This window comes from Bradyrhizobium cytisi (genome assembly GCF_008123515.1).
GTDB lineage: Bacteria > Pseudomonadota > Alphaproteobacteria > Rhizobiales > Xanthobacteraceae > Bradyrhizobium > Bradyrhizobium cytisi.
The window spans coordinates 185,888-199,927 of record NZ_VSSR01000016.1 but is presented as its reverse complement, the minus strand read 5'-3'; the positions used below and the strand labels follow the sequence as shown (position 1 = coordinate 199,927).

The 14,040-nt window shown below is 56.9% G+C and carries 10 protein-coding genes and 2 pseudogenes; 9 read left to right on the top strand and 3 right to left on the bottom strand.

Annotated features, from left to right (window positions below):
• The first annotated feature begins 48 nt into the window (after positions 1-48).
• From FXB38_RS10040 to FXB38_RS10030, 3 genes are read left to right on the top strand one after another with little or no spacing between them, the layout of a single operon-like run.
• A complete protein-coding gene (locus FXB38_RS10040) occupies positions 49-1,629 on the top strand; it encodes an amidophosphoribosyltransferase (RefSeq protein WP_246229797.1) in 1,581 nt (526 codons plus the stop codon).
• Between the two features lie 9 nt (positions 1,630-1,638).
• Positions 1,639-2,325, top strand: coding sequence for an HAD family hydrolase (locus tag FXB38_RS10035; RefSeq protein ID WP_148750699.1), 687 nt, complete (start codon positions 1,639-1,641; stop codon positions 2,323-2,325).
• Positions 2,322-3,245, top strand: a complete 924-nt coding sequence (locus tag FXB38_RS10030; protein WP_148750698.1) for an NAD(P)-dependent oxidoreductase — start codon at positions 2,322-2,324, stop codon at positions 3,243-3,245. Before FXB38_RS10035 ends, FXB38_RS10030 begins: the two co-directional genes overlap by 4 nt.
• Before the next feature lie 29 nt (positions 3,246-3,274).
• Here FXB38_RS10030 and FXB38_RS43740 read toward each other — a convergent pair.
• Positions 3,275-3,672 (bottom strand): annotated as a pseudogene (locus tag FXB38_RS43740) (IS66 family transposase); the annotation flags it as partial.
• Positions 3,673-4,875: 1,203 nt separating this feature from the next.
• On the opposite strand from FXB38_RS43740, the gene FXB38_RS10025 reads away from it, so the two are divergent.
• Positions 4,876-5,601 carry an FkbM family methyltransferase gene (locus FXB38_RS10025; protein ID WP_148750697.1) on the top strand — a complete coding sequence of 242 codons (726 nt, stop codon included), beginning with the start codon at positions 4,876-4,878 and terminating at the stop codon, positions 5,599-5,601.
• 20 nt (positions 5,602-5,621) lie between these two features.
• Here the strand turns inward: FXB38_RS10025 and FXB38_RS43735 are convergent.
• Positions 5,622-6,084, bottom strand: a pseudogene (locus tag FXB38_RS43735) (site-specific integrase); the annotation flags it as partial.
• 527 nt (positions 6,085-6,611) lie between these two features.
• Between FXB38_RS43735 and FXB38_RS10010 the strand changes: the two are divergent.
• The 5 genes from FXB38_RS10010 (at position 6,612) to FXB38_RS09990 (ending at position 12,602) form a co-directional block, all read left to right on the top strand.
• Positions 6,612-7,064 carry a (2Fe-2S)-binding protein gene (locus tag FXB38_RS10010; protein ID WP_148750696.1) on the top strand — a complete coding sequence of 151 codons (453 nt, stop codon included), beginning with the start codon at positions 6,612-6,614 and terminating at the stop codon, positions 7,062-7,064.
• Between the two features lie 2 nt (positions 7,065-7,066).
• A complete protein-coding gene (locus tag FXB38_RS10005; RefSeq protein ID WP_148750695.1) occupies positions 7,067-9,382 on the top strand; it encodes a xanthine dehydrogenase family protein molybdopterin-binding subunit in 2,316 nt (771 codons plus the stop codon).
• A gap of 155 nt (positions 9,383-9,537) precedes the next feature.
• Complete coding sequence (locus FXB38_RS10000; RefSeq protein ID WP_148750694.1) at positions 9,538-11,256, top strand: PQQ-dependent dehydrogenase, methanol/ethanol family; 1,719 nt, start codon at positions 9,538-9,540, stop codon at positions 11,254-11,256.
• A gap of 78 nt (positions 11,257-11,334) precedes the next feature.
• Positions 11,335-11,952 carry a c-type cytochrome gene (locus FXB38_RS09995; RefSeq protein ID WP_148750693.1) on the top strand — a complete coding sequence of 206 codons (618 nt, stop codon included), beginning with the start codon at positions 11,335-11,337 and terminating at the stop codon, positions 11,950-11,952.
• A complete protein-coding gene (locus FXB38_RS09990; RefSeq protein ID WP_148750692.1) occupies positions 11,949-12,602 on the top strand; it encodes a hypothetical protein in 654 nt (217 codons plus the stop codon). The genes FXB38_RS09995 and FXB38_RS09990 overlap by 4 nt, the downstream gene beginning before the upstream one ends.
• A gap of 358 nt (positions 12,603-12,960) precedes the next feature.
• On the opposite strand, the gene FXB38_RS09985 is transcribed toward FXB38_RS09990, so the two are convergent.
• Entirely contained in the window at positions 12,961-13,980 is a 1,020-nt protein-coding gene (locus FXB38_RS09985; protein ID WP_148750691.1) for a LacI family DNA-binding transcriptional regulator, read from the bottom strand.
• Positions 13,981-14,040: the final 60 nt, after the last annotated feature.

The following is a 14,040-nucleotide window of genomic DNA, read 5'->3' as shown; positions in this document are numbered from 1 at the left end:
CTGCGATGGACCCGGGACGTCGGTAATTTAGCAAAGGGAGCTAAGAGCGTGTCCGGTGTTGCTGCAGCGTTTCTATGCTCTTCAAGAGAGTCACGCGCGACCGTTTATGATCAGCTCGAGTACATGCTTCCGAAACTTGCGCTTCGTGGGCAGGCGGGAGTCAGCGTTGCAGCTTTCACGTACACGGAGGGTGTTCGATATGCGAAAGCGGTCCACTTTTCATGCGGTTCAGTGCGCATTAAACACGTTGAACAAGATCTGAAGTTTAGGCCCCATGTTGCAATCGCCCAAATTCATAGCCGATGCGGCGGCACCGGCGACGTTAAGCCAATTCGCTATAGTGCCGGCGACAGCCGCAATTTCGCGATTTCTCTGGATGGAGCTGTGGTCAATTCCCGTGAACTCAGGGGAGAATTGCTTGCTCAGGGCCATAGGCTGGGCGGCAGCACAGATGCTGAGCTCTTGCTCAGATGGATTGAAGCCTCTTGTGAAAGAGACTACTGGCGACACGGTCTGCCCGTCAGTTATGAAAACGTCTTTCGCGACATCGATGACCGAATCGATGGCGCTATTAGCGCGCTTTTCCTGGACGGACAAGGAAATCTAGTTGCATACCGTAATCGATCTGGTTTGCGACCCTTGGAAACTATGCAAACAGATGATGGGTTCTTGCTCTTTGCTTCGGAAAATTGTGCCTTTGCCGGTCTAGAGGGTAAGACACAGCAAATCTTACCAGGCCACATCAAGTATGTAGACGGGAAAACCGGGTACTGTGTTGATCGTTCCGTGAGCAACAAGCGATACAAAGCCAAACTCTGCGCCTACGAATCTCTTTACCTAGGAAATCCGAAAACATCGGTCGAAGGACAATCACACTTCGAAACCCGTTACAACATCGGTGTCGCCCTTGGTGGCCTTGTTGCGCAGCGATTGCAAGGAGAGCCAGTCTCCGCGTTCACAATCGTTTCCGCGATGCCGCATACTGGAGGACCGTACGCTGATGGTCTGTTTGCATCTCTCGCCGAACACGGCCTGTTCGCCCTGCGTCGGGAAGTAGTCGCAACGCAATTTCTTCACCGAACTCTCATCGGTACACCCGGCGAGCGAAAGTCTCGCATTGCTCAAAAATACCGGGTGTCGGAAACCAGCCTTGCTAAAACCACGATCGTAATTGTTGACGAGGCGCTCATTCGTGGCGATACCAGTCAGGCTGTCACGAATATGCTGCTTGCCGCTGGGGCCAAAGCCGTACATTGGGCGATCGGTTCGCCCCCTATAGTGGCGCCGAACTACTACGGCATGGGTATCGACACACTAGAAGAGTTGGCATTCTGGCAGATATGGAAACGATTGCCGCCCGAACAGCGCACGCAAAGCCTTCGCTTTCACAAGATGGAGCCGCAAGTTCTCAAAATCATCGAAAGTAATACTGCCGCGTCTATCAGCGCAGCCACGATAACATATCTGCCGTTTCCACTTCTAGTGTCGTTGTTGCCCGGCAGTCAAGACGGCGTCGATTTGTCGCCGTTTACATTCGAGATGCCAACCCCTGCGGGGCAGAAGCGTGCGAATAGGAACTTGCGCGAATTAGTGGCCGATCTTCCCTATTCGGAATCAATCCCTGCTTGAGGTCAGATCATGAAACCTGTTCTCGTCTTTGATTGGAATGGAACGCTGCTCGACGATGCCTACGCACTGCTCGAAACGACCAATGCCATACTAGATCGCTTTGGTCGCGCAGCGATCGACATGAAGACGTTTCGAGAACACTGCGACGTTCCGCTATCTCTTCTTTATCGCAGTCTCGGACTGTCGCAAGACGAGGTTGCGACGGTGGATCGCGATGGGAGTGCAATCTTTCACGACGCCTACGAACCTCTTGCGGATAAAGCCGATTTGCGCGAGGGCGCGCGCAGAGTGTTGGAGTTGGCGCGTCAAGAAGGGGCATCGTCGGTCATCGTGAGTAACCACATAGTCGACCCTCTGCGCTCCCAATTGAGACGACTTGGAATCAATGACTACATCGACGATGTGCTCGCCTTTGAAAGCCGCACCACTCAATACAAATCGGTGAGCAAAGGAGAGCGGCTTCGTCTATACATGCAGAAGAACAACTTCAAGCCGGCGTCAACCTTCATTATCGGCGATATGCCGGTCGAAACGGATATTGCACGGAATCTCGGACTCATAAGTATATCTATTACCGGAGGATTTGTTTCGGAGTCGCGCTTGCGGGCGGCGCATCCCGACTACACGATTAACAACCATCATGAGCTGTTGCCAATCTTACGAAGCCATGGTTTTTTTGGAATGCATAAATCATGATTGGCGAGGAAACATCACACAATGTCGCTCCTAAAACGGCGAGGCAGAGAATAGGCCTTATCGGCGTTGGACGCATGGGAACCGGTATGGGCATCAGCCTGATGCGTCAGCAAATCGAGTTGCATATCAAAGCCAACAAGAATCGCTTCGGGGCGGATCGCTTGACTGGTGCGGGCGCCCATGAACATCCTTCAATCGCTGAGTTGGCGCGGCATGTAAGTGCCGTTCTGTTATCCTTGCCCTCCAGCCGCGAGGTTGAGGCAGTCTGCCTCGGGCAAGACGGGCTGTTCGACCATATGCCGCGAGGAGGTCTAATAATTGACTGCTCGACGTCTTATCCTGCTTCGACGGTTGCGCTGGCTGAGCAAGCCCAAAAACGCGGCCTAAGCTTTATAGATGCTCCAGTAACGCGGAGCCCCGAACAAGCAGAGTTAGGCCGTCTCAACGCGATCGTTGGATCGAATGAAGAGCTGTTTCCTGCGGCTGAAGGCATTCTTGCCGCATTTTGTGAGACCGTTCTTCATGTCGGCGATGTCGGACAAGGTCACAAGCTCAAGCTTGTTTACAACAGCATGACGATGGGGATCGCGGCGGTAGCCGCGGAGGTGTGCCAATTTGCGTGCGGCGTTGACGTCGATCTCGTAACGCTCCGCTCTCTGGTTAGTCGCGGCTCCACTAACAGCGGAATATTTCAAGGCTTCGTGGCCTTTTTGTTGGGCGAGAAACCCGATGTTCTGGCAATCTCAATTGCGAATTCCGCAAAGGATATTGAGTGCGCTGTGCGCCTAGCAGGCGAGAGTGCAGTTTCGGTGCCGGTGTTGGCCGCCGCCGCTCACAAATTAAATGTCTCAGTTGTTGCGGGCGAAGGCGAGCTCACACTACCTCATCTGTCCCGCCCCATGAGGATTTCGGCGTGCTGATAGCGTTGGAGAGTCGGCTCAAACCGCTTGGCCGGTGGGTGGCTAGTCTTCTCGCAGTCACGGCAAGAGAACTTTTCCCGCACGCTCTCGACCCTCTTCCACTGGCGCGGTACCGCGTCACATCCTCGCCACGCTTGCGCAGGCGATTGCCGCCGCAGCACTCGCGCAGTAGCCGGCCGCTCGATCACCAAGCGCTCACTGGGCAGATGCTCGGGAATCCTCACCCTCAAGCGCGATTGCGGACGCACTGCCGCACTGTAACCGTCTTGGCGAGGGCCAGTTCTGACGCCAGCTCGTGTTGGGTGGCATCGGCGCCCAACTCTAGGAGTGCAGAAGGCCAACGTTCGATCAGCCGCGCCGAACGTTCCGAACGCGGGCTGTAGACCTGTTGCTTTCGCTTGGCTATCTGGAGCTTCTGATCGGTCAGGTCTTCTGGAATTAACGATCACCTCGAGCGCGGTTTGGCCACGCGCGAGCTAGCGCACTTCAGTGCTCCGGGCATCTTTAGATCGACCAGGGTCTTGCGAATGCGGTCGAGCACTAAGGGGACAATTTCTAGGAGCTCATGGCGCTCTGTCTGATGCGCCATGCGCTGGGAGACCGCCGGGGAGGAGTGGTCGGGTCGCGACACTGCCACCGGTACGCACGATCATGATCGGCTCGTCGCGGCGGCGATCGGTAAGGCCCCCCTAGGTGAGGCTTCTCCGCCGCAAAGGCTTCGTTGACCACGCATTGGGTGGCGTGCGCGCGCCGTTGGGAACGCCGCCGATCGCCTCGAAGGCCGCCATGTGACAGCGCAGGACCGTCTGCATGCCGGTGCCTCGCAGCGAATCTCGAATGCCGGCAATGGTATTGGCCGCAGTTCATGAAGCAAATTCGTGACGGCGGTATAGCCGCCGGCGTAACTGCGCTCGCGCTGGTCCCGCCACAGCCGCTGCCCGGTCATGCCGGGGTAGGCGGTGCCCCTCTCTTGCAAGTGCGGGACGAACGCGTCAATGAGTGGCGAAAGGCTTGTGCGCTTCGCCTCCAGGCCGCGGGCGATCGTTCGGCGAACCATCTTCCGTTCGAGGCCCAATTCGCGTGCAATCGCCGAGCACAACAGCCGCTGTCCATGAAGGTTGAGAATCATCAACGTCCGAAGCGTGATCACCGCTCCGCGCCCTCTCGTCCTGGTAGAGCAGGATTGGGTGGCGATTCACCGCCGGTCCCCAGGGCGCGCCCTGAGGGGACCGGCGGCACGATCAACTGGGGAATTTTCGAACGGCGCTTCTGGGGAGAATTACTCCGGCCTCAAAAAACAGAATCGAGATCGAGCACTGTGACACTGCGACAGCTGTTTGCCCTTAGAAGCATGCTTGAGATCAGTTGGCTCAGACAGTGACACCCGCCAGGCGTGAGCTGTGGCCCAGCTTTAGATTGCCTATGAAGCCGGCGAGCGACCTGCTTATTAAGTAACTGGAGTTGATGGGACCTCGGCATGGTTCTATGGGCGGCTGCTCAGACGCAAGAGCTTTGTCATGAACCACAGGCAGCTCCGTCAAGAGTCGTCAACTATCAGCATCGTCAGTTGCCCCCGGGATGACCACCATGCGACAGCTATTTTTAACAGCTTACATTGGAGGCCAAGTTCATGTTTTCCGAGTTTGAGAACGAGTGCATAAACCGGGAAGTCAAGAGGCTCAATCTTCCCAACTCTCGGATCAAGCACTTCGCCCCGGCTAGCTACGCACAAGCCGGAGAAGACGTTATTCTGGAAGGAATTTTGGCCGCAAAACTCTGCAAAAGCCAAAGATCTTGGAAGAGTGTGTTCTATGTCGAGATCGGCGCCAATCACCCCATCTCCACCTCGAATACCTACCTTATGTATCAAAGAGGCGCGCAAGGTGTTCTAGTCGAACCCAATCCTGAATTGGGAGCGCTGATCCGGACAGTGCGCCCGAGAGACGTTCTCGTGCCGTCCGTTGTTTTGCCTGCTCCGCAGGCGTCTGCCACCCTCTTCATCGGAAACGCCCATGAGTTGTCTTCTTTGGATGAAGCACATATCAAAAGCTTCGGAGACTTCGACGGCGTAGGAGGTGTCCGAGAGCATATCGAGGTGAGCGCTGTCGGCATCAACGAACTATTGATCCCTTATGCAAACAAAATCGATTTCTTGTCGATCGATTGCGAAGGACTAGATTACGATCTCGTCGAGGCCATTGACCACGAGCGTATCAAACCTGCTGTGATCCAATGCGAGCCAAGTGAGCATTTTCTCGATGGCAACACGGCTCGGATTATAAATCTGATGGAGAGCAGAGCGTACCGTCTTGCTGCAATTACTGACATAAACGTCATCTTCGAGAGATTGAGCTAATGCAGCCACCAGAATCAACCCCAGTCTATGAGTCTCTCCGGCGCATCCCATTGATTGACATGCAGGCGCACGATCTCGTCGACGCAATGACCGGCCAAGGATGATGAGCTGCACAGCGCGAGGATTAAGAGGGATGAACCGGCGTATCGGGCATTCCAGCCAGCGATAGAGTTGCTCGAACTCTTCCTCGTTGAGCCAGCGCGAGCCCTGGACCTTGGGTTCGGTCGGAATTTCTGAGGCTGGATTGTAAGGAACGCTGAAGCGGCACAGGATGTGTTCCGATGATCGTGGTCGGACTTCATGCCCCAACTATAGGCCGCGTGAATGTAACATCGCATGTGGTCGGCCATCGAGCGGGCGACCACGCTCGTAGATTGGCCTGACAAGCTCGACGATCTCCTCAGACTGTCGCGCGCGAGGCGGTTGGGCCCGAGCGTGTCAGCGATCTTGTTGAGGCCTTTTTGTCTCCTTCCAGGACGGCTTGAAAAATCTCGATCTGAATGATGCCCGCGGCGAGGCCTGAATCGCCGGTCGCCGTATTTTAGTTTTTTTGCGGCCTTGGTGGCCTTGTCCAAACGCTCGCTCCTCACCTCACCGACCTTGTTGAGAAACCGCTCGACGGTTGCGGTGCCGACATTCGCCTCGCACGGAATGTGTCTGATCGTCAGCCCTTCAAATGCCTACCTCCGGTAGTTGATGGATTTTGATCAACGCGGAACGGGATTGCAGGCAACGGCTTCGGTATCACTCAGCTGACAATTTTGATCTTCGGAAGAACTGAAGACAAAAATGGGAGGAGGACGACAGGCGCGGAATTGCGTGCGGGGTGAATCAATGCCCAAGCGGTGAGCCACGCTCCTTATTGAACTCGATTAATTCTATCGACAGCTAAGAGACTGCGTGTCTTGGAGCTCGGGTGGTGTTGTGCGTCTGCCCAGGCGTATCGCTGCCCCGATCGTCTATCGCTTGGCTCGTAGACCGGAAAGCTGGTGAGCTGGAGGACGTCCGATATGAGTATTGAGGTTACGATAAATAAGAGATCTTACATTGTTGACGTGGCACCTGATACGCCGCTGCTGTGGGTACTTCGCGATGTGATCGGACTGACGGGCACGAAATATGGGTGCGGAATTGCTCAGTGCGGCGCCTGCACGGTGCATGTTGGCGGCGATGCAGTGCGCTCGTGCATTACTGCCGTAGGTGACGTTGCGAAACCAGTCACCACAATCGAAGGATTGGATGCCGACGGCAATCATCCCGTTCAGCGTGCATGGCGCGATGAGCGCGTCCCGCAATGCGGGTATTGCCAGGCCGGGCAAATCATGCAGGCGGCGGCGCTCCTAGCGGAGACCAAGAACCCCTCCGATCAGCAAATCAGCGATGCGATGTCCGGAAATATTTGCCGCTGCGGCTGCTACCAACGGATTCAGTCCGCGGTGCGCACAGCCTCAAGGGGGGTCTAACGATGCGTGCGCCGAGAACCTCATCCGGTCCCTGCGTGAGGCTTGAAAACGTTAGCCGCCGTCAATTCCTTCGCTCGACGGCAGCGGTGGCCGCATTTGCTCTAGCTGCCGAGATTTTTGGCCTGGAGCCAGGCTTCGCATACGAGACTGGCGGCGGTCAGATGCCGCATGGCATCGTGAACGATCCGCACGTCTTCGTGTCGATCGACCCCTCTGGTATCGTTTCAATTACCGCCCACCGTTCCGAGATGGGCACGGGGATTCGAACGTCACTTCCGATGGTGGTGGCGGACGAGTTGGAAGCGGATTGGTCGAAGGTTCGCATCGTCCAAGCGCTGGCGGATGAGCCGCGGTATGGAAATCAAGATACCGACGGCTCTCGCAGCATGCGTCACTTCTTCCAGCCGATGAGACAAGTCGGAGCGGCCATGCGCCAGATGCTGGAGCAGGCGGCGGCGACTCAGTGGGGCGTTCCGTTATCAGAGGTCCAAGCGACCAATCACGAGGTGATACATCGGCCGACAAGCCGCAAGCTCGCTTACGGTGAACTCGCCAAAGCCGCGATGGACTTGCCGACCCCGCCAGTAGAGAGCTTGAAGTTCAAGCCCGACAATGCTTTCCGGTATATCGGCCACGGCAACGTCCCAATTTATGACCTGTTCGACATCACTGTCGGGAAGGCGCAGTACGGATACGATGTCCGGTTGCCCGGCATGAAATACGCCGTAATCGCCCGTCCACCCGTTGTCGGCGGGAGGATAAAATCCTTCGACGCAACCGACGCCCTCAAAGTTCCAGGCGTCGAAAAGGTATTGGAGCTCAAAGTCAGTTGGGCGCCGCCCGCCGCATTCTCGCCTCTTGGAGGCATTGCGGTGGTGGCCACGAACACCTGGGCGGCCATAAAGGGTCGAGAAGCCCTGAAGCTCGACTGGGAAGACGGTGAAAATGGCGGCTACGACTCAGCCGCGTATCGACAGCAGATGGCTGAAGCGGCGAGTAGGCCGGGCCGCGTCGAGCGAAATCAGGGTGACTTCGATAAGGCGGCCGCGGCTGCGTCGAAGGTTATCTCCGCAGAGTATTACGTGCCGCACCTCGCTCAAGCCTCGATGGAGCCGCTGGTTGCGACAGCGACCATTCGAGATGGCGCAGCCGAGGTTTGGGCTCCATTGCAGTATCCGTTTGGTGCGCGCGAAGCATTCGCGAAGCTGCTTGAGCTGCCGATCGAGAAGGTGAAAGTGAACGTCACTCTTCTAGGCGGCGGCTTTGGTCGAAAGTGTCAATCAGACTTCGCGCAGGAAGCCGTACTGCTCTCGAAGGCACTTGATGGCGCGCCTGTCAAGCTAGCCTGGACGCGAGAGGACGACCTCCATCATGGTTTCTATCATACGGTCACCTATTCGCGCCTGGACGCCGGCCTCGACTCATCGGGAAAAGTGATCGCATGGCGGCATCGTTCGGTCGCGCCGACCTTGTTCGCGAATTTCAAGCCTGATCCAAAGCGCGAGCAAGCTATTGAACTCGGGCTGGGGCTTGCAGATATCGCACTGGACGTCCCTAACGTGCGCGTCGAGACCGGCGAAGCGGCGGCCCTGACGCGAATTGGCTGGTTTCGGTCCGTCAACAACATACCTCATGCTTTTGCCGTACAATCCTTCATTGCGGAGCTCGCGCAGGCCCTGGGGAGGGACCCCAAAGACTTCCTGCTCGAAATGATCGGGCCTCCACGAAAACTTGAGCTTGAGAAACTCGGGGTGACGGATCCGCTTTGGAATTACGGCGATCCGTATTCAACCTACCCAATCGATACCGGGCGTCTCGCGAACGTGGTGAGCTTGGCGGCTTCGCGTGCGAACTGGGGAAGATCTCTTCCCAAGGGAAGCGGGCTCGGAATTGCAGCACACCGGAGCTTCCTCTCGTACGTGGCGACAGTCGTCGAGGTTGGCGTGGATAGCCAAGGAAAGCTGATCATCCCACGCGTGGAGACCGCGATCGACTGCGGCTTTGCTGTCAACCCCGAGCGGATTCGGTCCCAGATTGAGGGTGCGGCGGTCATGGGACTCAGCAATTTCATTGGCGAGATTTCGTTCAAGAATGGCCGCGCCGAGCAGAGCAATTTTGATAACTATCCGGTGGCCCGCATCGACAATGCACCGATCAATGTGCGTGTTCACATCGTTCCGAACGGTTCTGACGTGCCAGCGGGCGGTGTCGGCGAGCCGGGAGTGCCGCCTTTTCTGCCGGCGCTCTGCAACGCGATCTTCGCCGCGACGGGCAAACGTATCCGTTCGCTTCCAGCGGGCGATCAGATCCGCGTCTAGACGACCGGACGTCAAACTCGATCGCCTTGAGCCGCGATTGAGCTCGAACAGAATTAACAAAACAATCAGCCTAGAGGAGTGAAACTATGTCCAAGATAAGCAGGACAAGAGTTGGAGTTTGGGAGACCGTCAGCACGGTCGTGGGGATTGCCCTAATGGCAGGCCTCCTCGGGAGTGCGGCGGCTGCTTCCGACGAAACGACGGAAAAGCGGCTTCTCAATGCAACGCAGGAAACGAGCAACTGGCTGCATCACCACCGCGACTACACGGCACAGCGTTACTCGCCGCTCAACCAGATCAATCGCAACACGGTCAAGGGGCTGCACGTGGCTTGGACAATGGCTCTGGGCGGTGTCGAGGGTGGCGGTATTTGGAGCCACGGCGGTCTCGAGGGGACTCCGATTGTCGAGAATGGATTCATGTATGTCACCGACGGGTGGGGATCTGTCTACAAAATCGATCTCCACGGCGGGAACGGAAACCTGGTCTGGAAAATGGATCCGAAGACCGATCACGACTGGGCCGGCGCCATTGCTTGTTGCGGGGTTAACAATCGAGGCGCTGCGCTATGGGGCAATTTTGTGATCTCTCATACCCTCGATGGGCGGTTGGTTGCGACCAATAAGGAGGACGGCAAAGTCGCTTGGGAGCGCAATGTAGCCGATCCCGACAAGGGCGAAGTGATCACTGGCGCGCCTTTGATCGTCAAGAACATGGCTATCACGGGAGTGGCGGGTGCCGAGTACGGCATCCGCGGCTGGATTGCTGCCACTGACCTGAAGTCCCAAAAGGAAGTTTGGCGAACCTATACGATTCCGGACAAGGGCGAGCCAGGTAACGAGACCTGGAAGGATGAACACGATTCGTGGAAGACCGGTGGGGGATCTACCTGGGTGACCGGGTCGTACGATCCCCAAGCTCACTTGATCTACTGGGGCGTCGGAAATCCTGGGCCGGATTTTGATACTGAATACCGTCAGGGCGACAATCTCTACACTGACAGTACCCTTGCGCTGGATCCAGACACCGGGAAGGTCAAATGGCACTTTCAGCACACACCGAATGATCCGTTCGATTATGATAGTGTTGCGGAGAGAGTTCTCGTCGACCTCCCGTTCAAGGGAAAGGCGCGCAAGGTGGTCCTTGAAGCCGATCGCAACGGCTTCGGTTACGCGCTCGACCGCACCGACGGCTCTTTCCTTTGGGCAACCCCGTTCGTGAAGAAGGTGACGTGGACCAAGGGCATCAACCCCGAGACCGGAAAACCGATTGAGTATGATCCCAGCAAAGCGGTACAGACCTATGATCCTCAGGCGACGCTGAACCGGAAGAACACGCACGTCACCGTTTGTCCCGGACATAACGGTGGCAAAAACTGGCCGCCTACTGCGTACAATCCAGACTTGAAGACCTGGTACATCCCGGTCATCGAGAGCTGTGATGAGTTGGATAACAAGGAGACCAAACCTGGCGATTGGAAGGCTCGTGAATTCTTCACAGGGGGCGGTCCAGTCGTGAAGATGTCGATAACAGGAAGCGTAACCGCCATTGACGCGACCACAGGTAAGGTCACGGGCAAGTATGAGACCAAGTATCCAATGCTGGGCGGACTACTTGCAACGCCCGAATTGGTGTTCGCTGGCCACCCGTCCGGAGAACTCTACGCTCTCGATGCCAAGACTCTGAACAAGGTATGGGAATTCAATACGGGTGGCGGCGTCAACGCTCCCCCCATGACGTTCTCGGTCGACGGAAACCAATATATTGCGATCCTCGTGGGACTGGGCGGCGCCTGGGACAAGTGGAACCTCGATTCCACAAAAGGCCTGGAGAAGGTCCCCCCGGGATCCATGCTGTACGTTTTTAAGCTGTGATCCGCAGCGCGGCGAAGTGGGGCGGAAGTGTGCTCGCCGCTTGCCCCACTTCGTAAAAGGCTAGTTTAAGAGGGGAGAATGGAATTGAAGATCGTGCGCCCGAACAAACGGGCAAACTGCGCGATTCGCGTTAGCGTGATCTGCTTGATCGTGGGTGGTGGCTTGGCTCTTCTCGCGACAGGAGACTCTGCTTGGGGCGAAGGTGGCACGCCCGTACCGGGGCAGGTTATTAAAGGCGCGCACCGCACGCAGGATGAAGGGCAGCGCATCTACGAAAAGGCAAATTGCGTAGGCTGCCACAAATGGCATGGCGATGGGGGCGGCGGCTATGGAGGCGCAGCGCTCTCGTTGCGAGCTACGCAGCTCACTCGCGATCAAATCGTTGAGATTGTCCATTGCGGGCGGCCGGGAACGGGAATGCCGCGTTTTGATCGCGACGCGTACAAGGAGTACCGATGCTATTCGGGCGTCACGGCTCAGGAATTGGGCAAGGACCTGCCTCCGGATGCGGCTACATTTCTCCGGCCGAAGGAAATTGAGGGGGTCGTTGATTATGTTCTAGAGCACATCAAAGGTAAGGGAGCGACAAGCTATCAAGACTGTATTGACTTTTTCGGAGACGGCTCGAGAGCCTGTGAAGTCTACAAGAACAGCTCGATTCACTCGCAAGCAACCGGAACGGCAGAGAAGCGATGAAACATCGACGATGGGTCTGGGCGTTATCGCTTTTGCTTCTCTTGGTCGCTTGCTGCGATGCGAACGCAGGCGAAGCGATCGATTTACGCGACCTGAGTCTTGGAATGTCCGTCGCTAACATCCCGCCCGAGGAGTACATCAACCTCGCTTGCGCCGAGAAGGAGGGCGCCAAGCTGGCGGCCTGGAACGAATTTCGGACATGCCCGGCTGATGAAGTTGGTTTGCGCGGTATCTCGTTTCGTTTCAATGACGAACTCAATCAGCTGGCGGCGCTGAGCGATAAATATCAAGGTACGAAGCTCGGCGGTCATCCCGTGCTGCTGACGGGGCTCGTTGACAGCAGCGGCGCGTTGCAAGGTATTCGGATCGACACAGATCCGAACGCACGTCCCTTCTGGCGTAAGAAAGCATATCTGTTGGCACTCATAGTGAGAGCTCGTTATGGGGAGGCTGGGTGGACCTGCCGAGAGGCGGAGCCCCACGACGGGGAAACTCGCGTGGGCGGTTTGCTTATCGAGGAGCACTGCGAGAAGCGGTCAGAGCGCCGTCACTTGATTTTGGATCGGGAACTCTACCGCCGTGCCGGCCAACCTCTGTCGGACTTCGTCAATGCGACACGCTTCATCATCGAACAGACGATGGACCGATGAACAAGCATTGCGAAGGACTAGGTTACAAAAGTCCCCGACGCTCTGCGGTGCCTCCATCAGACCAAGACTGTTGCGGTGGAATGGTGAGCGGCATCGGTAAAGAGCCAGCATGCATAGCTATGAGTGAGCCAATAACTGGCGGACTTATCTGGCGCCGACGTGCTGGAGCGTATCGCGTCCGATCGAAATGATCCGCTGGCAGACCGGGGTCGTCTGCTTCCTCCCTCGACTTAAGCCGCTGTTGGACAGGTCCAGCAGCGGCCTCTTTCTTTAGCCGCCAGTGCCGTGCCGTGTGACGAGCGAGCCTTCAGCTGCACGAAGGCCTCTCCTTTTGCGGCGGAGCAGATCGTTGGAGCTGTCAGAGGCTGATCGAGAGATTCTGCGCGGTGATGGTGAGAAACTGGACAGGGGCGTTGCTCACGTCGAAATCGATTAATCCGAGACGGCGAAGCACCGTATCAAGCGAGCGGCGCGCCTGGGTTTCCGGCGCGCCGTCGATGCAGATGTCCATCAAACCGGACCGAAGACATTTTGCAGTGCTCCGAGTAAGCGCGTGCCCGATCCAGAATACCTTGGCAGGATGAGCGTTCAAAGCCGCCGCGATTCCCTCTCTGCCGGCACCTACACTGTACAGTCCAATAATGCGACTGTCGTCGCGCAAAGCTTCCGCTAGCCTCTCTGCTGAAAGCAAATTGTCGTCATGTCCGAAAATGACGAGGTAGAAATTGTGATCGCCATTCGTATGCTGCGTTAGATAGTCGGAGAAGCCGCGTATGCGCTCCCTATGCGCCCGGTAGGCTCCGCTGTGGCACATGGCGAGGAAAGTGCCGCTACTTCCCCGCAGCATGCGCGACATGTAATAGGCGGCGGTCCTTCCCGCCGCGTAGTTGTCGATGCCGATATAGGGCACATCCTCGCCGGCGCTTCCCGTAAGTATCTGTACGACTTCCACGCCCGACATGCGGACTTGGCGGATGCTCTCTGTAATCTCAGGATGGTCTGGAGCCAGAACGATGAGGCCGGCTCGGCGAAGAGGGGGCTTTGCAATATGTTGGGCGACGCCGGTAATGTCGTCCTCGCGAACGAACGTCCGGTGCACTAAAATAGTCGGGTCTAAGGAGGCCGAGATCCGCTGGAAGGTAGCGTTGAGGTCGGCATAAAAAACCTCGGCCTCAGGCTGAACCAGAAGCACCTCAATCCGAATGATGCCGCGGTGAGGCGTCAACCGCCGGTCGCCATATTTTAGTTTCTTTGCGGCCTTGATGACTCGTTCGGCGAGCTCGGTCCGCACGCCGCCGCGGTCGTTGAGAACCCGCTCGACAGTTGCGGTACCGACATTCGCCTCACGCGCAATGTCCCTGATCGTCGGACCACTCAAATACTTGCCTCCGGCGTGATTTTGATCAACACGGAAGATTCGCCGCTTCGGCGCACTTAC

What these genes read in the sequence shown, in the direction of transcription:
- FXB38_RS10025 (WP_148750697.1), top strand. Translation starts at nt 4,876, where the DNA reads ATGTTTTCCGAGTTTGAGAACGAGTGCATAAACCGGGAAGTCAAGAGG.
- FXB38_RS09995 (WP_148750693.1), top strand. Translation starts at nt 11,335, where the DNA reads ATGGAATTGAAGATCGTGCGCCCGAACAAACGGGCAAACTGCGCGATT.
- FXB38_RS10030 (WP_148750698.1), top strand. Translation starts at nt 2,322, where the DNA reads ATGATTGGCGAGGAAACATCACACAATGTCGCTCCTAAAACGGCGAGG.
- FXB38_RS10005 (WP_148750695.1), top strand. Translation starts at nt 7,067, where the DNA reads ATGCGTGCGCCGAGAACCTCATCCGGTCCCTGCGTGAGGCTTGAAAAC.
- FXB38_RS10035 (WP_148750699.1), top strand. Translation starts at nt 1,639, where the DNA reads ATGAAACCTGTTCTCGTCTTTGATTGGAATGGAACGCTGCTCGACGAT.
- FXB38_RS10000 (WP_148750694.1), top strand. Translation starts at nt 9,538, where the DNA reads ATGGCAGGCCTCCTCGGGAGTGCGGCGGCTGCTTCCGACGAAACGACG.
- FXB38_RS10010 (WP_148750696.1), top strand. Translation starts at nt 6,612, where the DNA reads ATGAGTATTGAGGTTACGATAAATAAGAGATCTTACATTGTTGACGTG.
- FXB38_RS09990 (WP_148750692.1), top strand. Translation starts at nt 11,949, where the DNA reads ATGAAACATCGACGATGGGTCTGGGCGTTATCGCTTTTGCTTCTCTTG.